12 protein-coding genes and 1 pseudogene are annotated in these 20811 nt (G+C 40.4%); 6 read left to right on the forward strand and 7 right to left on the reverse strand.

The features are described from left to right. Positions 1 to 529: 529 nt before the first annotated feature. The 4 genes from rbr (at position 530) to HMPREF1505_RS02795 (ending at position 7538) form a co-directional block, all read left to right on the forward strand. Positions 530 to 1183, forward strand: coding sequence for a rubrerythrin (gene rbr / locus HMPREF1505_RS02780; protein WP_036922198.1), 654 nt, complete (start codon positions 530 to 532; stop codon positions 1181 to 1183). Positions 1184 to 2603: 1420 nt separating this feature from the next. Beyond that, complete coding sequence (locus HMPREF1505_RS02785; RefSeq protein ID WP_036922202.1) at positions 2604 to 3530, forward strand: Dam family site-specific DNA-(adenine-N6)-methyltransferase; 927 nt, start codon at positions 2604 to 2606, stop codon at positions 3528 to 3530. A gap of 14 nt (positions 3531 to 3544) precedes the next feature. After that, positions 3545 to 5875 (forward strand): DGQHR domain-containing protein, encoded by a 2331-nt coding sequence (locus HMPREF1505_RS02790; protein ID WP_036922205.1) that lies wholly within the window; start codon positions 3545 to 3547, stop codon positions 5873 to 5875. Between the two features lies 1 nt (position 5876). Further along, complete coding sequence (locus tag HMPREF1505_RS02795) at positions 5877 to 7538, forward strand: DEAD/DEAH box helicase (RefSeq protein WP_036922208.1); 1662 nt, start codon at positions 5877 to 5879, stop codon at positions 7536 to 7538. Between the two features lie 152 nt (positions 7539 to 7690). On the opposite strand, the gene HMPREF1505_RS02800 is transcribed toward HMPREF1505_RS02795, so the two are convergent. Then, on the reverse strand, positions 7691 to 8797 hold the full coding sequence (locus tag HMPREF1505_RS02800) for a Fic family protein (protein WP_036922211.1): 1107 nt from the start codon (positions 8795 to 8797) through the stop codon (positions 7691 to 7693). Positions 8798 to 9927: 1130 nt separating this feature from the next. On the opposite strand from HMPREF1505_RS02800, the gene HMPREF1505_RS02805 reads away from it, so the two are divergent. After that, entirely contained in the window at positions 9928 to 10359 is a 432-nt protein-coding gene (locus tag HMPREF1505_RS02805; protein ID WP_051412298.1) for a hypothetical protein, read from the forward strand. Positions 10360 to 10921: 562 nt separating this feature from the next. Here the strand turns inward: HMPREF1505_RS02805 and HMPREF1505_RS02810 are convergent. The 6 genes and pseudogenes from HMPREF1505_RS02810 to HMPREF1505_RS13075 all read right to left on the reverse strand — a co-directional run. Next, on the reverse strand, positions 10922 to 11986 hold the full coding sequence (locus tag HMPREF1505_RS02810; protein ID WP_036922214.1) for a BACON domain-containing protein: 1065 nt from the start codon (positions 11984 to 11986) through the stop codon (positions 10922 to 10924). Between the two features lie 2 nt (positions 11987 to 11988). Further along, positions 11989 to 13266 (reverse strand): DUF4302 domain-containing protein, encoded by a 1278-nt coding sequence (locus tag HMPREF1505_RS02815; RefSeq protein ID WP_036922262.1) that lies wholly within the window; start codon positions 13264 to 13266, stop codon positions 11989 to 11991. 136 nt (positions 13267 to 13402) lie between these two features. Continuing rightward, entirely contained in the window at positions 13403 to 14290 is an 888-nt protein-coding gene (locus tag HMPREF1505_RS02820; protein ID WP_036922216.1) for a putative zinc-binding metallopeptidase, read from the reverse strand. Between the two features lie 11 nt (positions 14291 to 14301). Continuing rightward, the gene (locus tag HMPREF1505_RS02825; protein WP_036922265.1) at positions 14302 to 15885 is read right to left on the reverse strand and encodes a RagB/SusD family nutrient uptake outer membrane protein; all 1584 of its coding nucleotides are present in this window, start codon (positions 15883 to 15885) and stop codon (positions 14302 to 14304) included. A 12-nt stretch (positions 15886 to 15897) separates the two neighbouring features. Further along, the gene (locus tag HMPREF1505_RS02830) at positions 15898 to 19212 is read right to left on the reverse strand and encodes a SusC/RagA family TonB-linked outer membrane protein (RefSeq protein ID WP_051412299.1); all 3315 of its coding nucleotides are present in this window, start codon (positions 19210 to 19212) and stop codon (positions 15898 to 15900) included. 365 nt (positions 19213 to 19577) lie between these two features. Next, a pseudogene (locus HMPREF1505_RS13075) lies at positions 19578 to 19736 on the reverse strand (IS4 family transposase); the annotation flags it as partial. A gap of 303 nt (positions 19737 to 20039) precedes the next feature. Here HMPREF1505_RS13075 and HMPREF1505_RS02835 point away from each other — a divergent pair. Further along, a complete protein-coding gene (locus HMPREF1505_RS02835; RefSeq protein WP_081722915.1) occupies positions 20040 to 20807 on the forward strand; it encodes an ankyrin repeat domain-containing protein in 768 nt (255 codons plus the stop codon). Positions 20808 to 20811 lie beyond the last annotated feature (4 nt).

Consider the following 20811-nt stretch of genomic DNA (forward strand, 5'->3'; position numbering starts at 1 on the left):
ATAATTCGTGTCATTCGCGTAATTAGTAGTCATTAAAGGTACATATCATAAAGTTTAAAGTTCAAACCTCAAAGTTCAAAGTATAATAATTCGTGGCATTCGCGTAATTAGTAGTCATTAAAGGTACATATCATAAAGTTCAAAGTTCAAACCTCAAAGTTCAAAGTATAATGATTCGTGGCATTCGCATAATTCGTAGTTAACTTTATGATTGGAACTTGGGGTTTGAAACATCCTATTTGGAACTTGAAACACAGAGGTTTTTAGTCTTTTATGCGCCCTGTTAGTACTATTCATTCATTAATTATTCGTTGTCTAAATAGGTCGTTTGGTATAAAAAAAGAGCGATTAAAGTTGACAGATTCGGAAATAATTAATACCTTTGCACCCAGAAAGATTGTAATAATTACAGAGCAAGAACACAATAGATATCCAACTGACTGTCAGTGGGTATAAAAGCGATAGTATTCGTAATTCGTACGCATATCATTATTATAATACAAGAACATTATACAAATACAAGAACATTATGAAAAAGAAATTTATTTGCACCGTTTGTGGTTACATCCACGAGGGAACAGAGGCTCCAGCAGAGTGCCCAGTATGTCACGCTAAGGCTGCGAAGTTCAAGGAGTTCAACCCAGAGGCTTTGAAGGGTACTAAGACTGAGCAGAACCTTAAGAACGCTTTCGCAGGTGAGAGCCAGGCACACACTAAGTATCTCTACTATGCTTCAAAGGCTAAGAAGGACGGCTATGAGCAGATTGCAGGTTTCTTCGAGGAGACAGCACGCAACGAGAAGGAGCATGCTAAGATTTGGTTCAAGTTCCTCCACGGTGGTGATATCCCTACAACAACCGTAAACCTCGCTGACGCAGCAGCTGGTGAGAACTACGAGTGGACTGATATGTACGAGCAGATGGCAAAGGATGCTATGGAAGAAGGCTTCCCAGAGTTGGCTGTTAAGTTCCGCGGCGTTGGTGCGGTTGAGAAGCACCACGAGGAGCGTTACCGCAAGCTCTTGAAGAACATCGAGGATAGCGTAGTATTCTCTCGTGATGGCGACTGCATCTGGCAGTGCCGCAACTGTGGTCACATCGTTATCGGCAAGAAGGCTCCAGCTGTTTGCCCTGTATGTAACCACCCACAGAGTTTCTTCCAGGTTGAGGAGTCAAACTACTAAATCGACGCAATAATAATTCCACAGCGTTAGTCACATACCGTGCCAAGGTCTTTGCCGACCTTGGCACGGTTTTTTGTTGCAAGTGGACGAGTTGACAAGTTAGACAAGTAGACAAGTAAACAAGTAGACAGGTAGACAAGTAAACAAGTTGATTGTAGACAGGATAATGGAAGACAAAGTAACAAGAGAACAAAGTTCTTTCGAGTAACAAGTGGACGAGTGGCTTGCTATAAAGGAAAACTTGTTCTTATGTTACTTTGTCTCACTTTGAAGTGGACGAGTTGACAAGTTGACGAGTTGACAAGTTGCTTGTTAACCTATCTACTTGTTAACCATGTTACTCTGTCTCCTTCACAAGCAACTTGTCTACTCGTTCACTTGTCTAACTTGTCAACTCGTCAACTTTCGTAAAGATAATTCACAGACTGAAAATCAGGAGGGCGTTAATAGCGTTCGAATTAACGTCCTTTTAGCTTGCAAAAGACGCCCTTTTGAGGTCTTACTAACGCCCTTTTGCTGTCCAATTAGGCACCTTTCACTTTGCCGTTTTATAACAGACTGATTTACTGATAGTTGCTGAGACGCTTTTTAGGTGGCTTTTTTCGTAATTTTGAAAGGGATTAAACCGAAATATGTAATGGATTTTCAAAGCCTCAAAGCAGTTTTTGGACTTACGAATCGAACGTTATTTAAGTATAGAAAAGTGCGTTTAAAGGCAAGCAGTCATTAGTCCATAATACTCATAATCCTTACTATTGTATTGTTTCCTACCATCTTTTGTTTTCCTACCACCACCTTGTCTGTCTTTATAACATTACATAATCGGCTACATCTGCGCACAGAAGACAAGCAATCTGCTCGATACTAAAACAAAATACGTTTAGGTCCTAATAACCGTTTCGGATTTAATCAGATAGTTCAATCTTTCGTATCCACAAACAACATTTCTCCTTTCGCTTCTTGATAATATGCTTTCATGGTTCTAAATCCTATAAAGTGATACGTTCTTCATAGAAAGGGCAAATAAAAACATACGAAAATAACACAATACAAATTACACTTATAAATCATAAAATGGAGAAAATACTAATAAAACACTGATTTTTTTCAGAAAAGTTCTTAATGTTATGGATTTCCTATATTATTTAATACCTTTGTAAAACTTATTATGATGTGAAACATAAAGACAATGGGAAATCATATATAATAAGGAGTTCTTTTCGATGGAAAAGAATAACTAAAGATCTATTGGATCAACTTGAATTATCACCTACTACGGTAAAGAAATGATCTACAAATATAAGTCAGCTGCCAATAGGAAAGTTTCAAAAAGAACAGAAGCCTTGAAGTTGATAAAAATCACTATGACCTGAAAAGTGATGATTAAACCAAATTTCTTCAACACTAATTCTAAAGAATTATGGCAATAAAAGATGAGCCGCAAACAATAAAAGTTGCAAAACCATTTGTAAAATGGGCTGGAGGGAAAGGTTCACTTGTGAAACTCCTTTCGACTCATTTACCTGATGACTTCTGTAAGCAAGATAGTATTACATATATTGAGCCTTTTGTTGGTGGCGGTGCAATGTTATTTTATATGCTTACGCATTTTACTAATATACACAGAGTTGTTATCAACGATGTAAACAAAGATTTGATTTTCTGCTACAAACTCATAAAGAACAATCCTCAAACTCTTATTAAACAACTGAAGCTGATAGAAAAAGAATATTTGCAGTTACCAAATATGGATGAGAAGTCACGCTATTATTATAAGGTACGTGATGATTACAATAACAAGGAAATAATAGATAAAGAAAAAGCTGCATTTTTTATATTCCTAAATAAGACCTGCTTTAATGGTTTATATAGAGTTAATACCAGTGGAAAGTTTAACGTTCCATTTGGTAAATACAAGAATCCTACAATATGTGATGAGAAGCTTATATTGGCTGACCATAAACTGCTTAAAAAGGTTGAAATCTATACTGGGGACTATAGTAACATTATGAAACACTTGGGACAAAACTATAATTACATTTATATAGATCCACCGTATCGCCCACTATCGGGAACAGCTTACTTTAAAGAGTATTCTCATAACATATTTGATGACAAAGAGCAGGAAAGATTAAAAGAATTCTGTGATATAATGACAGATAGAGGATGTAAAATAATGCAGAGTAACTCAAACTCTATGGATAGTCATGGAGAATCTTATTTTACAAAGCTCTATCAGGGATATCATATAACTCATATAGAAGCTCACAGATACATAAATGCTCATGTAGGCAAAAGAAAAAAAGAAATAGAGTTACTTATAAAGAACTATAACAACGGACAATAAATAAGTATATAAATATGGCACTATTAACACCAACTCAAATCCAGAGTATAAAAGAACACATGACAGATGATCCCTCTGTTCTTACAAAGAAGTTCAAGGCAAAGAAAACTCCTTATGAAACAAGAAGTATTTCTTTGAATGAATTAGAAGGCTATCTTAGTGAAGGTTGGGAAGAGGTTTCTACTTCTAAACACAAAGCAAAGATTCAAAAACTTAAACCTATAGACATCTGTTTTGAAGATGATATCTGGTGTATGTTCTATAACCTCGGCTTCCGAATTCTGAATTATGACGAAAATTTGGTCATTCCATGGGGTAAAAATTCAGAAGAAAGACATCAAATTGATGTCGTAGCAGTTGGTGAAGAAGCCATTTTCGTTGTAGAATGCAAAGCTACTGAAAACATAAAACAAGCTTCTTTCAAAAAGGAAATAGGAGAAATATGCCTTTACAAAGAAGGAGTAATGCGTGTTTTAAAAGAAATCTATGGGCAAGAGAAAAAGGTGAAGTTTATCTTCGCTACAAGAAACTATACATATCCTAAAGATTGCTACGATGAAAGACGCTTGATTGATAATAAGATATTTCAGTTTACAGATAACACATATGACTATGTGAACAGTTTGATCAAGTCTTACAAATCCACTGTAATATATCAGTTCTATGGACTCATGTTTCAGCATGAAAGAATAAACAATGAGAAAATTCGCATCCCTGCACTTCGAGGTAGTATGGGAGGACACGAATACTACATGCTATCTATAGAGCCTGCTAAATTGCTCAAAATTGGATTCGTACTACATCGAACAAAAGTAAACACTCAGATCTCAATGCCTACGTATCAACGACTACTCGTTCCTTCAAGACTCAAAGGAATTGGTGAGTTTATAGATAAAGGAGGATATTTCCCAAACACAGTTATCGTTAATTTCGACAATTCAAATAAGAAGAACAGAGTACAGTTTGAACAAGCTGCCGGAGGAAGTGATAACACAAAAACAAAATTGGGATACCTTACTATTCCAAATGCATATTGTATTGCATATATTATAGACGGACAGCATCGCGTTTATGGGTATGCAGGCTCAAAGTATAAGGACACAAATACAATACCCGTAGTAGCTTTTAATGGCTTACCATCTGATGATCAGTTGAAAATTTTTATGGATATTAATGAGCACCAGAAAGCTGTAAGCCCAGGCTTACGCCTTGACTTAAATGAGGACTTAAACTGGGAATCTCCACGTCTTGACTCCAGACTCAAAGCCTTACGTTCATCTATTATCAAACAATTAGCTACAGGAAATAATAGTGTTTTAACAAGAAAAATTTCTATTGGTGAGGATACTGCTAAGCTTACTTTCAAGCCCTTTGACACTGCATTATCACAATCATCTCTACTTCCCAAAGCAACATCAAAAGAGTTTACCAAACATACCGATGTTTGTCTCTATAACACAAAGTGCATAGAGCATAATAAAGCTATGAAAGATTCTCAAAAATGCATATCAAATCTCATTAAGGAGTGCTATGCCTATGTCTACTATAAAATGAATGAAGAGCATTCTGAAGAGTATGAGCAGTTTATAGAATGTAACCGCGGTACGTATGCGTTTATATCCCTTATATCTTCATTTAATGAACACCTCATTCATCAACATGCTCTTGCCCAAGATTCAGGCACGAAGGAGCAAAAAGAGAAGATGGCTCCCTATTTTGATGCCTTAATAGACTATATATGCAATATACCAGCGGATGACAAGAGCCAGATTCTACTCATAAAGGGAGCAGGAGCAGACACTTTCTGGCTCAGAAAATATCAAAATGCAATTCGCCAAAAGATATCCTCTTATAATCCTGAAGGTTTGACAGAATGGATTGAAACGCAGGACAAAGACCTTCAAGAGCAAGGTAAATCATATGGCAAAGCTATAGAAAAACAGATAAAAAATAAAGTATTGTTGAAATTGGAAGATTTATATGGAAGTACATGGGAAAATCAGATAAAATCCATAAAAGGAAGATGTCTTATGCGAATGGATGATAGTGAAGACGAAGATCAAGAATGGACTGAGTATTTGAACATGCAAGATCTCAAGGAAATCATAGATAATAAATGGCATACCCAAAAAGAGAATGATGAGAGTTTTAAGACATTTGAACAGGAGTTCTCCATTAAAGTAACAGACTCTTTTAGGACAAAGTCAGATAAGATAAAATGGTTAAACGACCTTATTTCTTTTAGTAAGTCTTGGACTACAACTAAAGGGCGTGCTCTAACCCGAGCTGAGGTTAATGAGATGAATATTATTTTGCAATCACTTGCCCCTGCAGACGAGGTATAACATGGATTATAAGGAGTTTTATCAGCAAGACATCACATTACGTGATTACCAGCTAAAAGCTAAAGAAGAAATCTTTAGCCGATGGAATATTGCTAACAACATTTTGTACCAGATGCCTACTGGTACAGGTAAAACTCGCTTATTTACGTCCATCATTCGAGACATCAATGTATGGGGACTTCGTCATAATATCTTTTTCCGTATACTCATAATAGCTCATAGGAGCGAACTTATAGAACAATGCTCTAATAGTCTATCAAAATACAGAATCGACCATGGCGTATTAGCCGGAACTATGAAAGAGATGCGTGACCCGACAAAACCTATACAGGTTGCATCCATACAAACAATAACACACGCTTCTAACAGGAGTCTTATTAATGATTTAAGCTTTAATTTTATAATCATTGATGAGGCACACCACGCCATTGCACACTCATATAAGAAACTTTGGCACTTCTGTCCCAACGCAAAGAAACTCGGTGTAACGGCTTCTCCATGGAGAATGAACAACTGCGGTTTCTCAAGTCTATTTGATGCATATATCCCTTCTATGCCTATCAAGGATTTTATAAAAAAAGGATGGCTTGCATCATATCAGTACTACTCTATCCCTATAAATTCTAAAGTTATTGAATCAATTAATACCATTAGAGAGTTTGATATTGATGGAGACTATAAGACAAAAGCACTTATAGATGTTATAGATACTTCTAAGATTCGTGCCCAACTGTATGATAGCTATTCAAAAATCGCATTTGGTAAAAAAGGTATAATCTATAGTATCTCCCGCTCACATAGCGAACATATTTGTGAGCAATACAGAAGCCACAGTGTAAAAATCGAAAAAATAGATAGTAAAACTCCACCACAACACCGTTATAATATAATCCAAGCTTTTAAGAATGGTGACATTGATATCATTGTTAACGTAGACATATTTTCGGAAGGTTTTGATTGTCCAGACATAGAGTTCATACAATTGGCAAGACCAACAAAGTCTTTAGTTAAGTATATACAACAGGTTGGAAGAGGTTTGCGTAAGAATGGAAACAAACAATGTATCATATTGGACAATGTCGGTATGTACTCTCAATTTGGACTACCTGATGAAGACCGAGATTGGGAATCATACTTTTACGGAGAAGAAAAAAATATCAATGTTCAAAGGAGTACTTTAAGGAAAACACAAAGTATACATGATTATGTTGAAGTAGATATGAGCGAAGGGAATGAGGATATGATTCTTATTCAAGATATCCCCATACCCATAAACTCTTCATCAACCACAGATTCATGTAAATCAATAGAGTCATTCCAATCAGAAGAGAATGAGCTCATTACTAAGCATCAGTTTTCTATATTGAGCAAGCCCTTCTGTTCAGGTAAATACATGATAGAAGAAACCGAGGATGGCTTCCATATAATCAATGTGCGTAGCAAAAATCGCATGTTTCTTGTAAAAACAAATACTTTGCCAGGGGGAATGATCATAGTAAATAAAGAATCAGATAAGAAGACCTTTACTATTATAAAAGCATTGACATCATCAACTATTAATTCTCCAACAAGCAAAATAATAGGAACCTTACAAAAGGAGGGATTAATTATGAAGTTTACTGCTTTTGACAAAACTATAACGAACACAAGAATTAAAGTATAAGTTGTCTTAAGTCCTTTAAATCCATTTCATCGTTCACTCGTCCACTTCATATTCATAGGGGTATCTCGCATTCTACTCCCCTCCCCTTGGGGGAGGGGCAAGGGGGAGGGGCTGCTTGTCGTTGTTGTTCTTCTTCTTTTTTCTTTTCTGTCTTATATCAGCATTTCATAGGCTGTGCTACGTCCTCCCTCACTACTTTTCTTCAATATATTCTTTTTGACAAGGTCGTTGAGGTCACGAGTTGCGGTATCTTGCGAACAGTGATTTATCTTGTACCACTTAGAGGAAGTCAGTTTCCCTTCAAAACCATCGAGGAGCATGTTGAGCACCTTTCTTTGTCGGTCGTTTAGTTGAAGGTCCTTATGTTCATCCCAAAAGCGCACCTTTCTGATGATGCCTTCCGTCTTTTCAAGTGCAGTATCTAAAGCCTTACGGAGTGTTTCAAGGAACCATACAATCCATTCTGTGATGTCTAATCCGCCGTGTTGTGCCTTCTCTAATTGTGTATAGTAGTCTTTTCGATGATTGAGAATCTCAGACGAAAGGCTGTAATATCTTTGTGAGGTATTGTCAGCCCTTGATAGTAACATCTCAGTTACCGTACGGCAGAGTCGTCCGTTACCATCGTCGAAAGGGTGAATCGTGACAAACCAGAGGTGGGCTACTGCCGCTTTTATTAATGGATCAATGCCAAGTGTTGTGTCGTCAATCCATGCCAATAGCTGTCTCATCAGCTGTGGCACATCACTACTTAGTGGCGCTTCATAATGCACTTTCTGTCGCCCCATAGCTCCCGACACTACCTGCATCGCCTCTTTACCTTTTCGCCAATCGCCCACGGTAATCTTATACATTCCACTATATCCTGTTGGGAATAGGGCAGAATGCCAGCCAAAGAGTCTCTCTTTGGTAAGTGACTCTTGGAAATGCTGGGTAGCATCGAGCATCACTTGTACGACACCCTCGATATAATGGTCAGTTTTGGGCAAACCATCATGTGCGAGTCCTAACTGTCGAGCGACAGACGAACGCACACTATCTCTATTAAGCCTTTCTCCTTCTATCTCAGATGAATGAATAATCTCTTCCGTTAGCGAGTCCAGCATAGACTCTCCCTGCTCTTTAAATCCAAACATAGAAAGTCTACCGAGTAAGTTTCCACGCCGAAGACTAACATCGGAGATAAGTGAACTAAGGGCGTTGTCTTGCCATGTCATCTTACGCAAATCAGCATTCTGCCATATATATTGATGCTTCATAGACCTCTGTTTTAATGCAACAAACTTACAACTTTTTTGCTATAATGCCAAGTCTTTGCGGAGAAAAAAACGATTATTCTCCGCAAACTTGCGGAGAATATGCTTCCTATTCTCTGCGTGTGAGGCAAGTTGATGAGTAGACGAGTGAACAAGTTAGACAAGTAAACGAGTTGCTTGTGAAGAAAGACAGAGTAACAAGGTAAGTGGACAAGTGAACGAGTAGACGAGTAGACAAGTTGCTTGTTTCAAAGACAAAGTAACATAGTAAGTTGAAGAGTAGAGGAGTTAACAAGCAACTTGTTTACTCGTCTAACTTGTCCACTTGTTCACTATCATGCAGGAGGGCACAAATAGCGTTCGAATTAACGCCCTTTTAGCTTGCAAAAGATGCTCTTTAAGACCCTTACTAACGCCCTTTTGAAATCTAACTAAGCACCTTTTAGTTTGCGATTTTGTAACCTATTGATTCTCTGTCAGTTGCAGAGTAACTTTTTTAGTGGCTTTTCTCGTAACTTTGAAAGGGGAATGAGCAAGGATATGTAATGATTTTTCAGAGTCTAATAGCGGTTTTTTTTTCATTATTGCATAGTAATACCAACTACGAATTTCACTAATTACGCTAAACTTATTGCTAAATAATTCGTGCCATTCGCGTAATTCGCAGTCAACTTTTTGATTAGAACTACGAATTTCACTAATTACGCTAAACTTATTGCTAAATAATTCGTGTCATTCGCGTAATTCGCAGTTAACCCAAGTTTAACAGGCAAAATTATTTTTCATAAATTTTCGGGATAGTTCTACCAGATAAGCTACATAAAAAATGAGAAGAAACCCAAGCAGATTTACGATGAGTTGAACTTAAAACACTCACCATTCAAGAAGAATAAAATTTGTAGATAAGTTGAACCTAAAACACTCACCATTCAAGAAGAATAAAAATTGTAAGGCACAGAGTCCATAAGAAGAACGAGGAAAGTACGGTGATAGTTAGATTTAGACGAAAGTGGGTATTAAACTTGGGTTAGTAAAATATTATATGCTTAAAATACCGTATATAGAAACTATTTTATATATTTGCAAACAAAAAGAGATAACTACGCCTAAGTGAAATTATAAAACAAATAGAAATGAATACTTTGAAGATATCTATAATTACTTGTTTTTCAATACTATATTCTCTCACATCTTTTGCAGAGGTAAAATCGAATGTCAGCATTGAAATAGGGAGCTTCGACTCTATACCATCAGAGATAGATGGTGGATGTTGTGTCTTTTATAAGTATCCAAACAAAATGCGAAATAAAAGCTACATAATGGTGAATGACCTTGCAACTACAGCCTACATGATGATTAATCGTCATTTAGAAGAGTTTACTCTTGTATCAAATCAGAAAGACGTATTTTGGTACAAGAATAAAAGGTTTACTTTAAAAGTGACAATCAACCATACACAAAGCAAAGGTGATAATGAATGCTATAAAGTGAAAGGCATTCTTATTGTGGAAGATCGTAACAAGAATCAACGGAAACTATCTTTTTGCGGGAATTGTAGCTGGTAGTTTATACTTTGTAGTATTTGATGTAATTGATGTCTTACCCATAAGTAGTATATGAATGGCAGGTGTGTGGGGATGAGCATTCGCAAGTCCCTACACATTATGTCCTAAGACTCTGTTGGCAATTGGGTGTCTCGCTGACTATTGCTTCTTATATACCTACCATTGTGTTTAACCCTTGAGCTTTGAACCGTCACTACATCGATAATCATAATTATGGATTATGAATTATGTGTAAAGTTATCAACCTTTCCAATTCTTTCCAATTTTGCAAACATTGGAAAGAATTTGAAGATTATTAAGAGGGAAAGTGGACGAGTTAAACAAGTTGAAGAGTGGACAAGATGCTTGTGAAAAAGGATAATAGATGATAGCAAAAGAAAACGAGTGAACAAGTTAGGAACTCATTCACTCGTCATCTAAAAATATGTTCGTATGTTACTTTGAAGTGGACGAGTTGACAAGTAGACGAGTTGACAAGCTACTTGTTAACCTGTCTACTTGTTAACCATGTTACTCTGTCTCCTTCACAAGCAACTCGTTAACTCGTCAACTTGAACAACCCCTACTTCCGCGTAAGTTTTGGCTGCACATAGACCTCACCGATTCCACGGTAGGCACCCATGACTGGTTTAGAATCGGAGAAACGGTTCCAGCCGTAAGAGGAGAAGGTTTGCTCAGAGGCAAGTTTCTGAGCCTCCTTGAAGACAAGGTTGCCAGCGTCGTCGATAGACAGGAGGATGCTTTCCTGCGTACCATTGATAGCCGTCTCATGCTCCTTACTAAAGTCGTCAGCCACGATGACAGAGATAAAGTATTCGTAAACACCTGTCTGCACCTCATTCTTTGCAACGACCTTACCGTTGGTCATCTTGAAGCCACTACCAGGAATGAAGTCTACTGCCCACGTGTATTTGTTATCAACAATGAAGTTCGCCTTATTGGTACCCGTCGCCTCGATACGCACGTCAGAGGTTCTCTCAGACAAAGTACGGTCAGCATTACGCATCTTTGCCGCCTGCTTATATTCGCCAACGAAGTCAGCCAATGAAGCCTGCACCACCTTCAGCGAGTCAACTAAGCCAGCAGCCTTAGCGATAACCCATCCCACACGAGCCTTACCCGTAGTGTTCTCCGTTGCCTTTACGGTCAGTTCACTACCTTGTTCAGCAACAGAAAGCCAGTCGCCAGTCGTTGTATAGGTGACAGGAACGTTAGCCGTAGCAATCATTGTCTTCTGCACCGCCTTATCGTCAGTGAAGATATCCTGCCCAGCAGGGAGTCCGAAGGTGATACCCTCTTGTTGAACGTTCAGTGTGATAGAGTCGCCCTTTGCGTCTTTGATAACCAAGAGCGTGTTACGCGTCTGTGGACTGGTATTGGTTGTAGCCGTCAACAAGAGTGTTTCAGCCTTCTTCGTAACCGTCAGCCACGCATCCTGCGCATAAGCTTGAGCAGGTTCAGAAGCCATCTTCACCTCATTCTCACCACCAATCACGTTGAACGCAGTCTGCGCCTTTACGACCTTCAATCCCGCAGCATACTCAGGCAGTTCGTTATTATCGTTGCTGCATGCCGTCCCAAGAACGGCAGCTGCAACGAGTAGGAATATAGAAATATACTTCTTCATAATTAATTAATTTTCGTCATGTACTGGATATTTGGCAATGTGAAGGCAAATACGTAGTTGCCTTGAGCATCGGTGACAGGCTGGAGGTCTTCGCCATAAGCCACACCAAAGAAGGAGTCTACGGCATGTCCTGTAATCTGACCACTGTCTTCAGCCTTAGCACGCTGCATATCTTCATCCCATGTGAAGAACAAGCTACCCTTACCTTCACCGAAGAGTTTACCTTCCTTCTGCGATGCTGGAATCATTACGATACCTGCTGGATACTTATAAGTAGGGTCGGTCACTGGCTGTCCAGGAAGCTCAAGATGGCCCGTAGCAGGGTCGTAAGTCAAGAGAATCTCATAGTTGATATTATTAATATTCAACTTACCCTTCAGCGTGTTTACCACAGAACCCATCTCCAAGGTAAGCTTGATACGCTTACGCAGGTTCGTCTTGAGTTGCCATTCACCAATCCAGAAATCGATATTCTTATGACTCTTAGGCAAGAACTGAATGATTTTAAGGTCGTCTTGCGTCAGCGAGTGGTCGGCATCATTCCATGTGAAGTGCTGATATTTCTTGTTACCAATGACGATAGGCTCACGGAGTGTAATACCCGTATTGGTAGTACAATAAGGCATCTCCCACTTCTTATCGCCCAAGGTAACGCTAAGACGTCTTACCTCCTGCGTGAGTGTTCCCTGTGCGAGGGTGTCATTGCCCAAGACAAAGTCGTAGGTCTCGACATTCATACCCTCCATTACGGTAACAAGACCGAGCATATACTCCTCCCAACTGGTACCCTTTGGCAGACGAGTAAGCACCATCTCGTTATGCCACTTACGTCCTTTAAGGAAGATACTATCGTTGGTTGCACGGAGGATAGAGAACTCATAGTCGCCCTGCGCACCATCAGGACTACCCAGCCAAGTCTCAGCTAATGGGTGAATCACTGCGTTATACTCATTGAATGACAAGGTAGGACCCAAGTCTTTCACTACATCATAGCCCGAAGTAGCCTGTGCCTCAACGTCCTTCACATCACCCATAGCGGTAACATGGCCGTTCTTGAACTTCAGCAACAGCGTGTAACCACCGTAGCTATAGTTCTTTCCTGTATAATACTGCATTACCCAACCATCCTCTGACGACTCTAAAAGCGCCTTATAATCAGCAACCTTCTTCTCAATTCGTTCAGCCGCAGGGAGGTCGAAAGTGGTCTTATCGTCATGTAGACACGATTGCAAAGAAAGTGTCAGTACGATAGCCATGAATAGTAAATATACCTTTTTCATTTGCGTATTCATTTACTTTTGTCAGGTTCTGAACTTAGTCTTTCATGCTCTCTCACACCCTTGCATGGGGAGTTTCAGGCTAAGTCAGAAGCCCTTGTTTATTTATTTATTGATAATATGTACACTACCCGTTCTCTTATTCCAGTGTGTTCAGGTCGAGTGTACCAATCTTTCCACCTCTTCTGAGGATTGCATTGCGCAGCAGTTTGATGTCAACATTCCATGAATTGCTCATGTACTCGCGAATTATCTTCAGCTTTTTGTTGATAATCGTACCGCCCTTGTTACCCGCATTCTTCATAATTGTAGCCCAATCCTCTGGCGTACTGGTCACGTAGATAGAGTAAAGTTCGGCAATATCCTCAGCAGGATTCTCCATAGAGTAAGCCGAAACGAAACCCATGCTCTGCGCCTTCTTGTCAGGGATAGAAGTCCAGTTACCACTTACGTAGTCAGAGCGTGAGATATTATCATACGACTCATCGTAAGGCTTCTTCTGATTAAGAATGTGCATGAACTCATGGTGCATCGTGTGGAAATAGTAGTTATTCATACTACCATAGTCCTTCAGCTGGTCATCGGTAAGGGCATTTACCTTACCTAATCTCACCTTATAGCCACCCTCAGCACTACCGATTACCTCTGTGCGATAACGTGTGTAACCCGGAGTACCTGTCACTAAGATGATACGTGGGGCATTCTCCTTGATGAAGTCAAGTCCGACGGTCTCTGCATAAGCATCAAACCACATATACTTTGTGAGGATCGCTAACTTCACTGTCTTTGCAGAGTCGGCAGGAACGAAGTTGTAAGCCTGCTCGGTCTCCTCTGTCTTCAGACGATACTGGAAGTCTATATTATAAGGCATGGTGTAGTTCTTATACAACCACTGGTCGAAAGCATTACGCTCCACAGCCTTCGTTGAGAAGATAGAGTCACCGCTTATCTTGTCATCACTACATGAAGACAAGACTGCGCCACAGCTGACAAGAGCGATTGCAACCAAATATAAATACTTTTTCATAACCTATCGTTTTAATTATTACGTGGATTAGGTTTCACACCCGCTGTGATGACGTCCTGTGGCAACTGAATAGCCAAGCGTGGGTCGCCAACCTTCATAGAGTCGGTTACGGCAGTAACGTTTGACTGCACATCAACCTTTCTACGATACATTGTGATACCATAACGCTTAACATCCTGCAGACGGAAACCCTCGTGGATGGTAACTAATCGCTTCAACTGTAAGAGACACTGCAAGAGAGGTTCCTGTGTGGTAGCCTCAACAGTGAACAATGGATTGAGTTTCTTCTTTGGTGTTGGCTTTGTTGGTGTGTAATAAGCCATTGAACCATAGAAGTCTTGAATGTCTGCAAGTGTGAGTTGCTTTCTATTCTTTGAGAAGACTGTCAACTCGGTGTTGATGTCCTTCAATGCCTTGTCATACTGACCTAAGAGGGCATAAGCCTCAGCACGCTCAAGCAAGGTGATGTCTGTGCTGAATACTGCATACTCTCCGTAAGGTACTCCAATCTCTGCTGTTGCGTCAATCACCTTTGGTACGTATGGAAGCTTGCGCAAGCAATACTTTGACACACCATTATTATACAGAACGGTATAGTTCAAACTTGAGCCGCTGTCACCCCATGGACCCGGAGCCTGCAAGGTTTCGTTCTTGCTAATCAATTCGCCATGCGCATACTTGCTACCAGCCTGAATAGGAATACTGATAACACCCCACTGTGAAGGAACTGGCAACAACATGATGTTGGCAGTGTTGCTTGCGTTTACAAAGGCGTTTGGCTGTACGTTACCACTTGGACCCAAGCGGTTCCATTCAGCCCAGTTGCGAAGGATGTCGGCAGGCTGATCGCCCAATACCATATCAGCATACTTCACAGCCTTGTCATACTGCTGTGCATAGAGATAGAAGCGAGTTGCGAAAGCGTAAGCTGCCTGCTTGGTGAAGTGGAACTTAGGCTTTGCATACTTTGTACCGACAAGAGAAATACCCTTCAGCATGTCTGCCTCAATCTTCTGATAAAGTTCAGCTAATGTACCACGCTCTATCAATCGACCAACAACCTTCTCTGGCTCTGTTGGATAAGGCAAACCTAACTGATTGGCAGCAGTAGTCTTGTCGTAAGCCTGACAGAAGACGGTTGACAACTGGAACATTGAGAACGCTCTACAGAGCAAGGCTTCGCCCAACTGTGCACGATAGTCTTCCTCTGACTGCGCATCCTTGACAGTACGCTCAATGTATTCAATTGCCTCATTACAAGCTGAGATAGCTGCATAATGCGCTGACCAGAGCTGATAAGGGGTCTCGGTATTGCTCACATCGTCAATATCTTTCCACTGATAAGCCTGCTCTTGGAAACGGTCGAACGCACTCCAAGTACTATGCAACTGCTCGTCAGTATTGTCCGAATACATCTCAGTGAGGTAGGCTGGATGCGCTTGTGGATAAGCACTCACCAACAACTGGCTCACTTCCGTAGGATTCTTGAGGTCCATACGGCTATCTGGATACTTGTCAAGGAAGTCGTTACACGACGTAAGTGCTAACGCTAACGCAGCCACTGGCAAGTATAGAATATATTTTTTGACCTTCATCTTCATAAAGTTTTAAAGTCCAAGTTTCACTGTTAACGTAAATTGTTTTGGCATAGGCGATGCTACACCACCCACATTATAGAACTCTGGGTCCTGACCATTGAGTCGCTTGTCAGCATAGAGCAGGAAGAGGTTGGTAGCTTGAAGCTTCAACGATACGTTCTTGATCATGCTACTCTGGAACATCTGCGCAGGGAAGTCATAGCCTAAAGAAATCTCTTTGAGGCGGATGAAGTCGCCCTTTGCAATACGTGCATCGCTGTAGTTGTAAGCGTTGTAACCCAAGCGAACATTGGTGTTTGCCATATACTGGCTCTTTGAAAGGATACCCGGAACGTCGGTTTCTTTCTCCTCACCTGGTGCCATCCAACGGTTCTTGAACGCATTGGTCATGGAAACGAGGTCGTTGTAACGTGCACGGAACTTAGGATCAAGGCGTACGACATTACCGAAGGCATAAGTGAAGAACACGTTCAGACGGAAACCATGATAGGTAAACATATTGCCAAGCGAACCTGTATGTGGTGGGTCGGTAGGACCTTCATACTTCAAGAAGTCGGTCTTTGTACGCTCTTGGAAGTTGATATCGTCGGTTGTCACCTGACCTTTCTCATTGAGCACCATTGGCATACCATCGCTATTCAAGCCCATAAATGGGATTGAGAACAGTGCACGAGCAGGATAACCCTTCTTCGCAAAACCATTGCCACTCACAAGACTCATCACGTTACCTTGATTGAAGAGCTTTGTAATCTCGGTTGTTGCATAAGAGTAGATGAAGCTGGTTGTCCAAGAGAAGTTCTTCTTCTTGATATTTACAGAAGAGATACTCAGCTCAAGACCATTAGAATTCATCTCGGCAACGTTAGCAGCACGGATAATCTCACCACCCAAACCAGCTGTTACCATCGGACCAATCTCGTCGAAGTTTCTACGTGTGTAGTAGTCGAAGGTGATACCCAAACGGTTGTTCCACAGTGAAGCATCGAAGCCAAGGTTCAACTCGTTCTTCTTCTCATAGGTAAGGGTTGAGTTTGCCAACTCGCTCAGTTCAAGCTGTGGTTCCTGATCTTCTGCAAAGAGACGGAAAGGAGTTGAAGCGGTGATGATAGCGGTTGAGTTGCTATAAGACGCATCTGGAGGTGTACCCGTAAGACTGTAAGAGGCACGCAGGGTGAGTTTGTTCAATGGAGAGAGCTTATTAAACCAGTTCTCCTCATGTACGTTCCATGCACCAGACACGTTCCATGTAGGCATCCAGCGTGCGCTTGAGTTACGACCCATCTGGTTTGATCCCTCATAACGAAGTGTACCATTGAAGACGTAACGGCCCTGATAGCTGTATGTAGTGTTACCATAGAAGGCTACACTGCGTGAGTTGGTTGGGTTAATAGTATAATAGGTATTGCCCGACTCCAATGCACGCTTGAAATACTGATAGATATAGAATGGTACCATACCTGCATCATAACGCAGACCAGCACCCTCGAAGGCATTGCGTTGACGTTCAATACTCGTCAACTCCATACCACCAAAGAGGTTCATGATATGCTTCTCGGCAAAGGTGTGACTATAGTTTGCCGTTGCACGAATGTCATAATCGCTCATGCGGTTATCGCCCTTATGATACAAACCACCGTATGGCAACACGGTCATTGGCAACACGTAAGGGTTATTAGGGTCCTTATAAAGATACTTGTTGGCATCGCGGATAATTCCGTTTGACATCGCACGATAAGCTAATGCCTGATTTGAATTATCCTTCACAAAATGCTCCTGTGTTGAAGCCATATATTTGAATGCACCCAAGAGTGACAACTCCAAACCCTTGACAGGCTTATACTTCAATTCCAATTGGAAACGAGCATCGAGGGTGTTGAGGTCGATATAGTTGTTATTCAACTCGTTGAAGATGTTGAATGGTGCATAATTCGCTACGTAGGTTGCTGATGGGTCAAGTACACGTGAGGTGTTGCTTGCGTAGGAATAAGGGTTGATATCGAAGTCACGCTTCACCTCACCACCTACAACGTCGACGTCTTGTCCCAAGGTTCCTGGCGCACGCTGCTTACGATAAGCGGCACCACCAATGAGGTTCAACGACAGCTTGTCTGACAAGTGCTGTGTGAGATTCACATTGAGCGTATAACGGTTTACGTTGCTCTGCTTATACCATCCCGGGTCTAACAATGCACTAAACGATGCATAGTAGTTTGATTTCTGTGTACCACCGCTCAAGCTGATAGAGTGGCTCTGCATAATATTTGATGAGAACAACTCCTTAAACCAGTTGGTATTGCGGAACTCTGCACGCTGTAGATAGCGGTTGCGTGCCTCTGTGGTGTTCTCCAAAGCAAACTGACCAGTGTTAGCATTGTACTTGTTAATCAACTCGTACATCTTTCCATATACACCATACTCGCTACCATTGAGTACTTCTGAGAAGTTCAACCAACCTTTGTCTGCCAATTCTCTGTAGATACCCATCTGCTCCTTTGAGTCGAGGATATCGAAGTTGCTATAAGAGGGAACGAGGCGAGAGGTGAACTCACCGGTATAACTGATGTGTGCCTGTCCTTGCTTACCTTTCTTCGTAGTAACGACAATCACACCTGCCATCGCACGCGCACCATAGATAGAAGTTGCCGAACCGTCCTTCAAAATCTGGAAACTCTCAATATCATCGGCATTAAGACCTGCTATCGCAGAAGAGATAAGGGTCTCTGGATTACCCGATGCTAAGTCGTCTGCACCGACATTGGCTGCATCTTCCATGATGACACCATCGACAACCCAAAGTGGCTTACTGCTACCATAGATAGAGGTAGCACCACGGATACGAATCTTTGGTGACGTACCGAAGGTTCCGCTGACGTTCTGAACAGACACACCCGCTGCCTGACCTTCAAGCGAACGGCTGATATCTGCCACACCACTCAGGCGTGCCTTCTCTGCATCAACCTTGTCCGTAGCACCCGTAAAGAGACGGCGGTCGGTGCGGGTAAGACCCGTCACAACAACCTCGTTCAGTGTCTGAGTGCTTGACTTTAGCACCACCTTCATGTCGGTAGTACCCTTCAGCGTCTGTGATGTCATACCGATGTAGCCCACAGTGATCTGAGGATTAGCAACGTCAGTGGTAAGCGAAAACTTACCATCAACATCGGTTACTGCACCTGACTTGGTGCCTACGACCATAATGGTAGCACCGATAACGGGTTCGTTATCGTCGGCAGCCACTACGGTACCCGAAATTTTAGTTTGTGCCAATGCTGCGCTTACGCACATAAACAGCATGGCAAAACACATAAGTAACTTTTTACTCATAAACTTTGTTATATTTAGTCTGATCTTATTAAATCCGATTGTGAAACACTTTCTCTATCATATAAAAGGACAAACAAAACTCTTTTTGAGCCTTCCATACACAATGACTACAGCTTAAACTCATAGTATAAAATATCTATAATCTCAACAAACATGTGATACATATGTATTAAATAATTTGCAAATATAGCAAAATTTATTGAAAATGCAAGGTTGTGAAGTTTTTTTGTTGACGAGTAGGCAAGTGGACAAGTGAACGAGTAGACGAGTAAACCAGTGAACAAGTTGCTTGTAGATAGGGTGAATAAAAGACAGAGTAACATGGTAAGTGGACGAGTCAACGAGTGGACAAGTTAACAAGTTGCTTGCGAAGTCGAAACTCCGTCCTGTTTCTCCAATGAAAGGCGAGATAACAGGTGACCGTTGCCAAACTTGCCAAAAAGATGAAATAAATCATCACTCATTCGAGTTTTAACACTCAAAAGTTTGGATAACTCACTTATTTTCTTTATTTTTGCTTCCATAATAGTTTTGTTGTCTTGTCTTTAAAATCAGTTCTTTAGCGATTACTAATTTACAAAGAAAATTCGACAAACTGTTATTTTCCTATCTATTTATTAGGGTGGGAGACTTTAGTTAATATTCAAGATCCATCGAAATATTTGTTAGATGGACATAGTCTTCCTTTACTTATTGAAGAATTAGAGAGGCTATCAGAAGTACATAAAGAAGATAAAAACCTATTAACATTACATACGTAATCTTTCATTATGGTGAAGCTTATTATTTTAGTTTTTATATCAATGTTTTTAACAAGTTGCAGTTTTATGGTTAAAGAAAAGAAAACGAGTACTCCTCTTCCAACAGATTATTTTTCGAAGGGAAAAGAGTTGGAGATGGCTTCAGCTATTTATAACAATAATCTTGATTCTGTACGATTACTAATACAAGAAGGTGTGGATATTAACAAGCTGAGTGGGGGTGGTATGACTTATTTGTACTTTGCATTGATGAGGAAAGAGTATGATATTATGAAATTATTATTAGAGAATGGTGCTAATCCTAATATTGTCAATAATTTCTATAGTAAACCTGGATACCAAAAGGAAGGTTATAGTGAAGAAAAAGAATTAGGTGTCTGCCTTGAAACCTCAGGAGATCCATACTATGAAATTAAATACATGAAACTTCTTATAGAATATGGTGCGAATGTAAATGATACTATCGGTATCACGCCATTAGAAGCTTCATGTCATGACAATTTTCAAAGTAAAGAAAAAATTAAATATCTAGTAGAACATGGTGCAGACATAAACTATTGTATATCTGGAGCCTCTATCATTGGAAGTCAGGCTTCTATCTATAATTGGGATATGGTTCTCTTCTTATTAAATTTAGGAGCAAATCCTATGAGTGATATAGATCCTGATTTTAATGTTGCCTCTGCAGTGCAGGATTATTATGATGAAGGGTTTGACCTTGATTCTGAGAACGGGAAGATGGCACAGGAAGTAAAACGAAAACTTGAACAACGAGGGATTAAGTTTCCTTACCATCCTACAAGCCAAGCAACTTCACCTGAAAGTAGGAAGTAGGTTG

The organism is Prevotella sp. ICM33, assembly GCF_000517825.1.
Classification (GTDB): Bacteria; Bacteroidota; Bacteroidia; order Bacteroidales; family Bacteroidaceae; genus Prevotella; species Prevotella melaninogenica.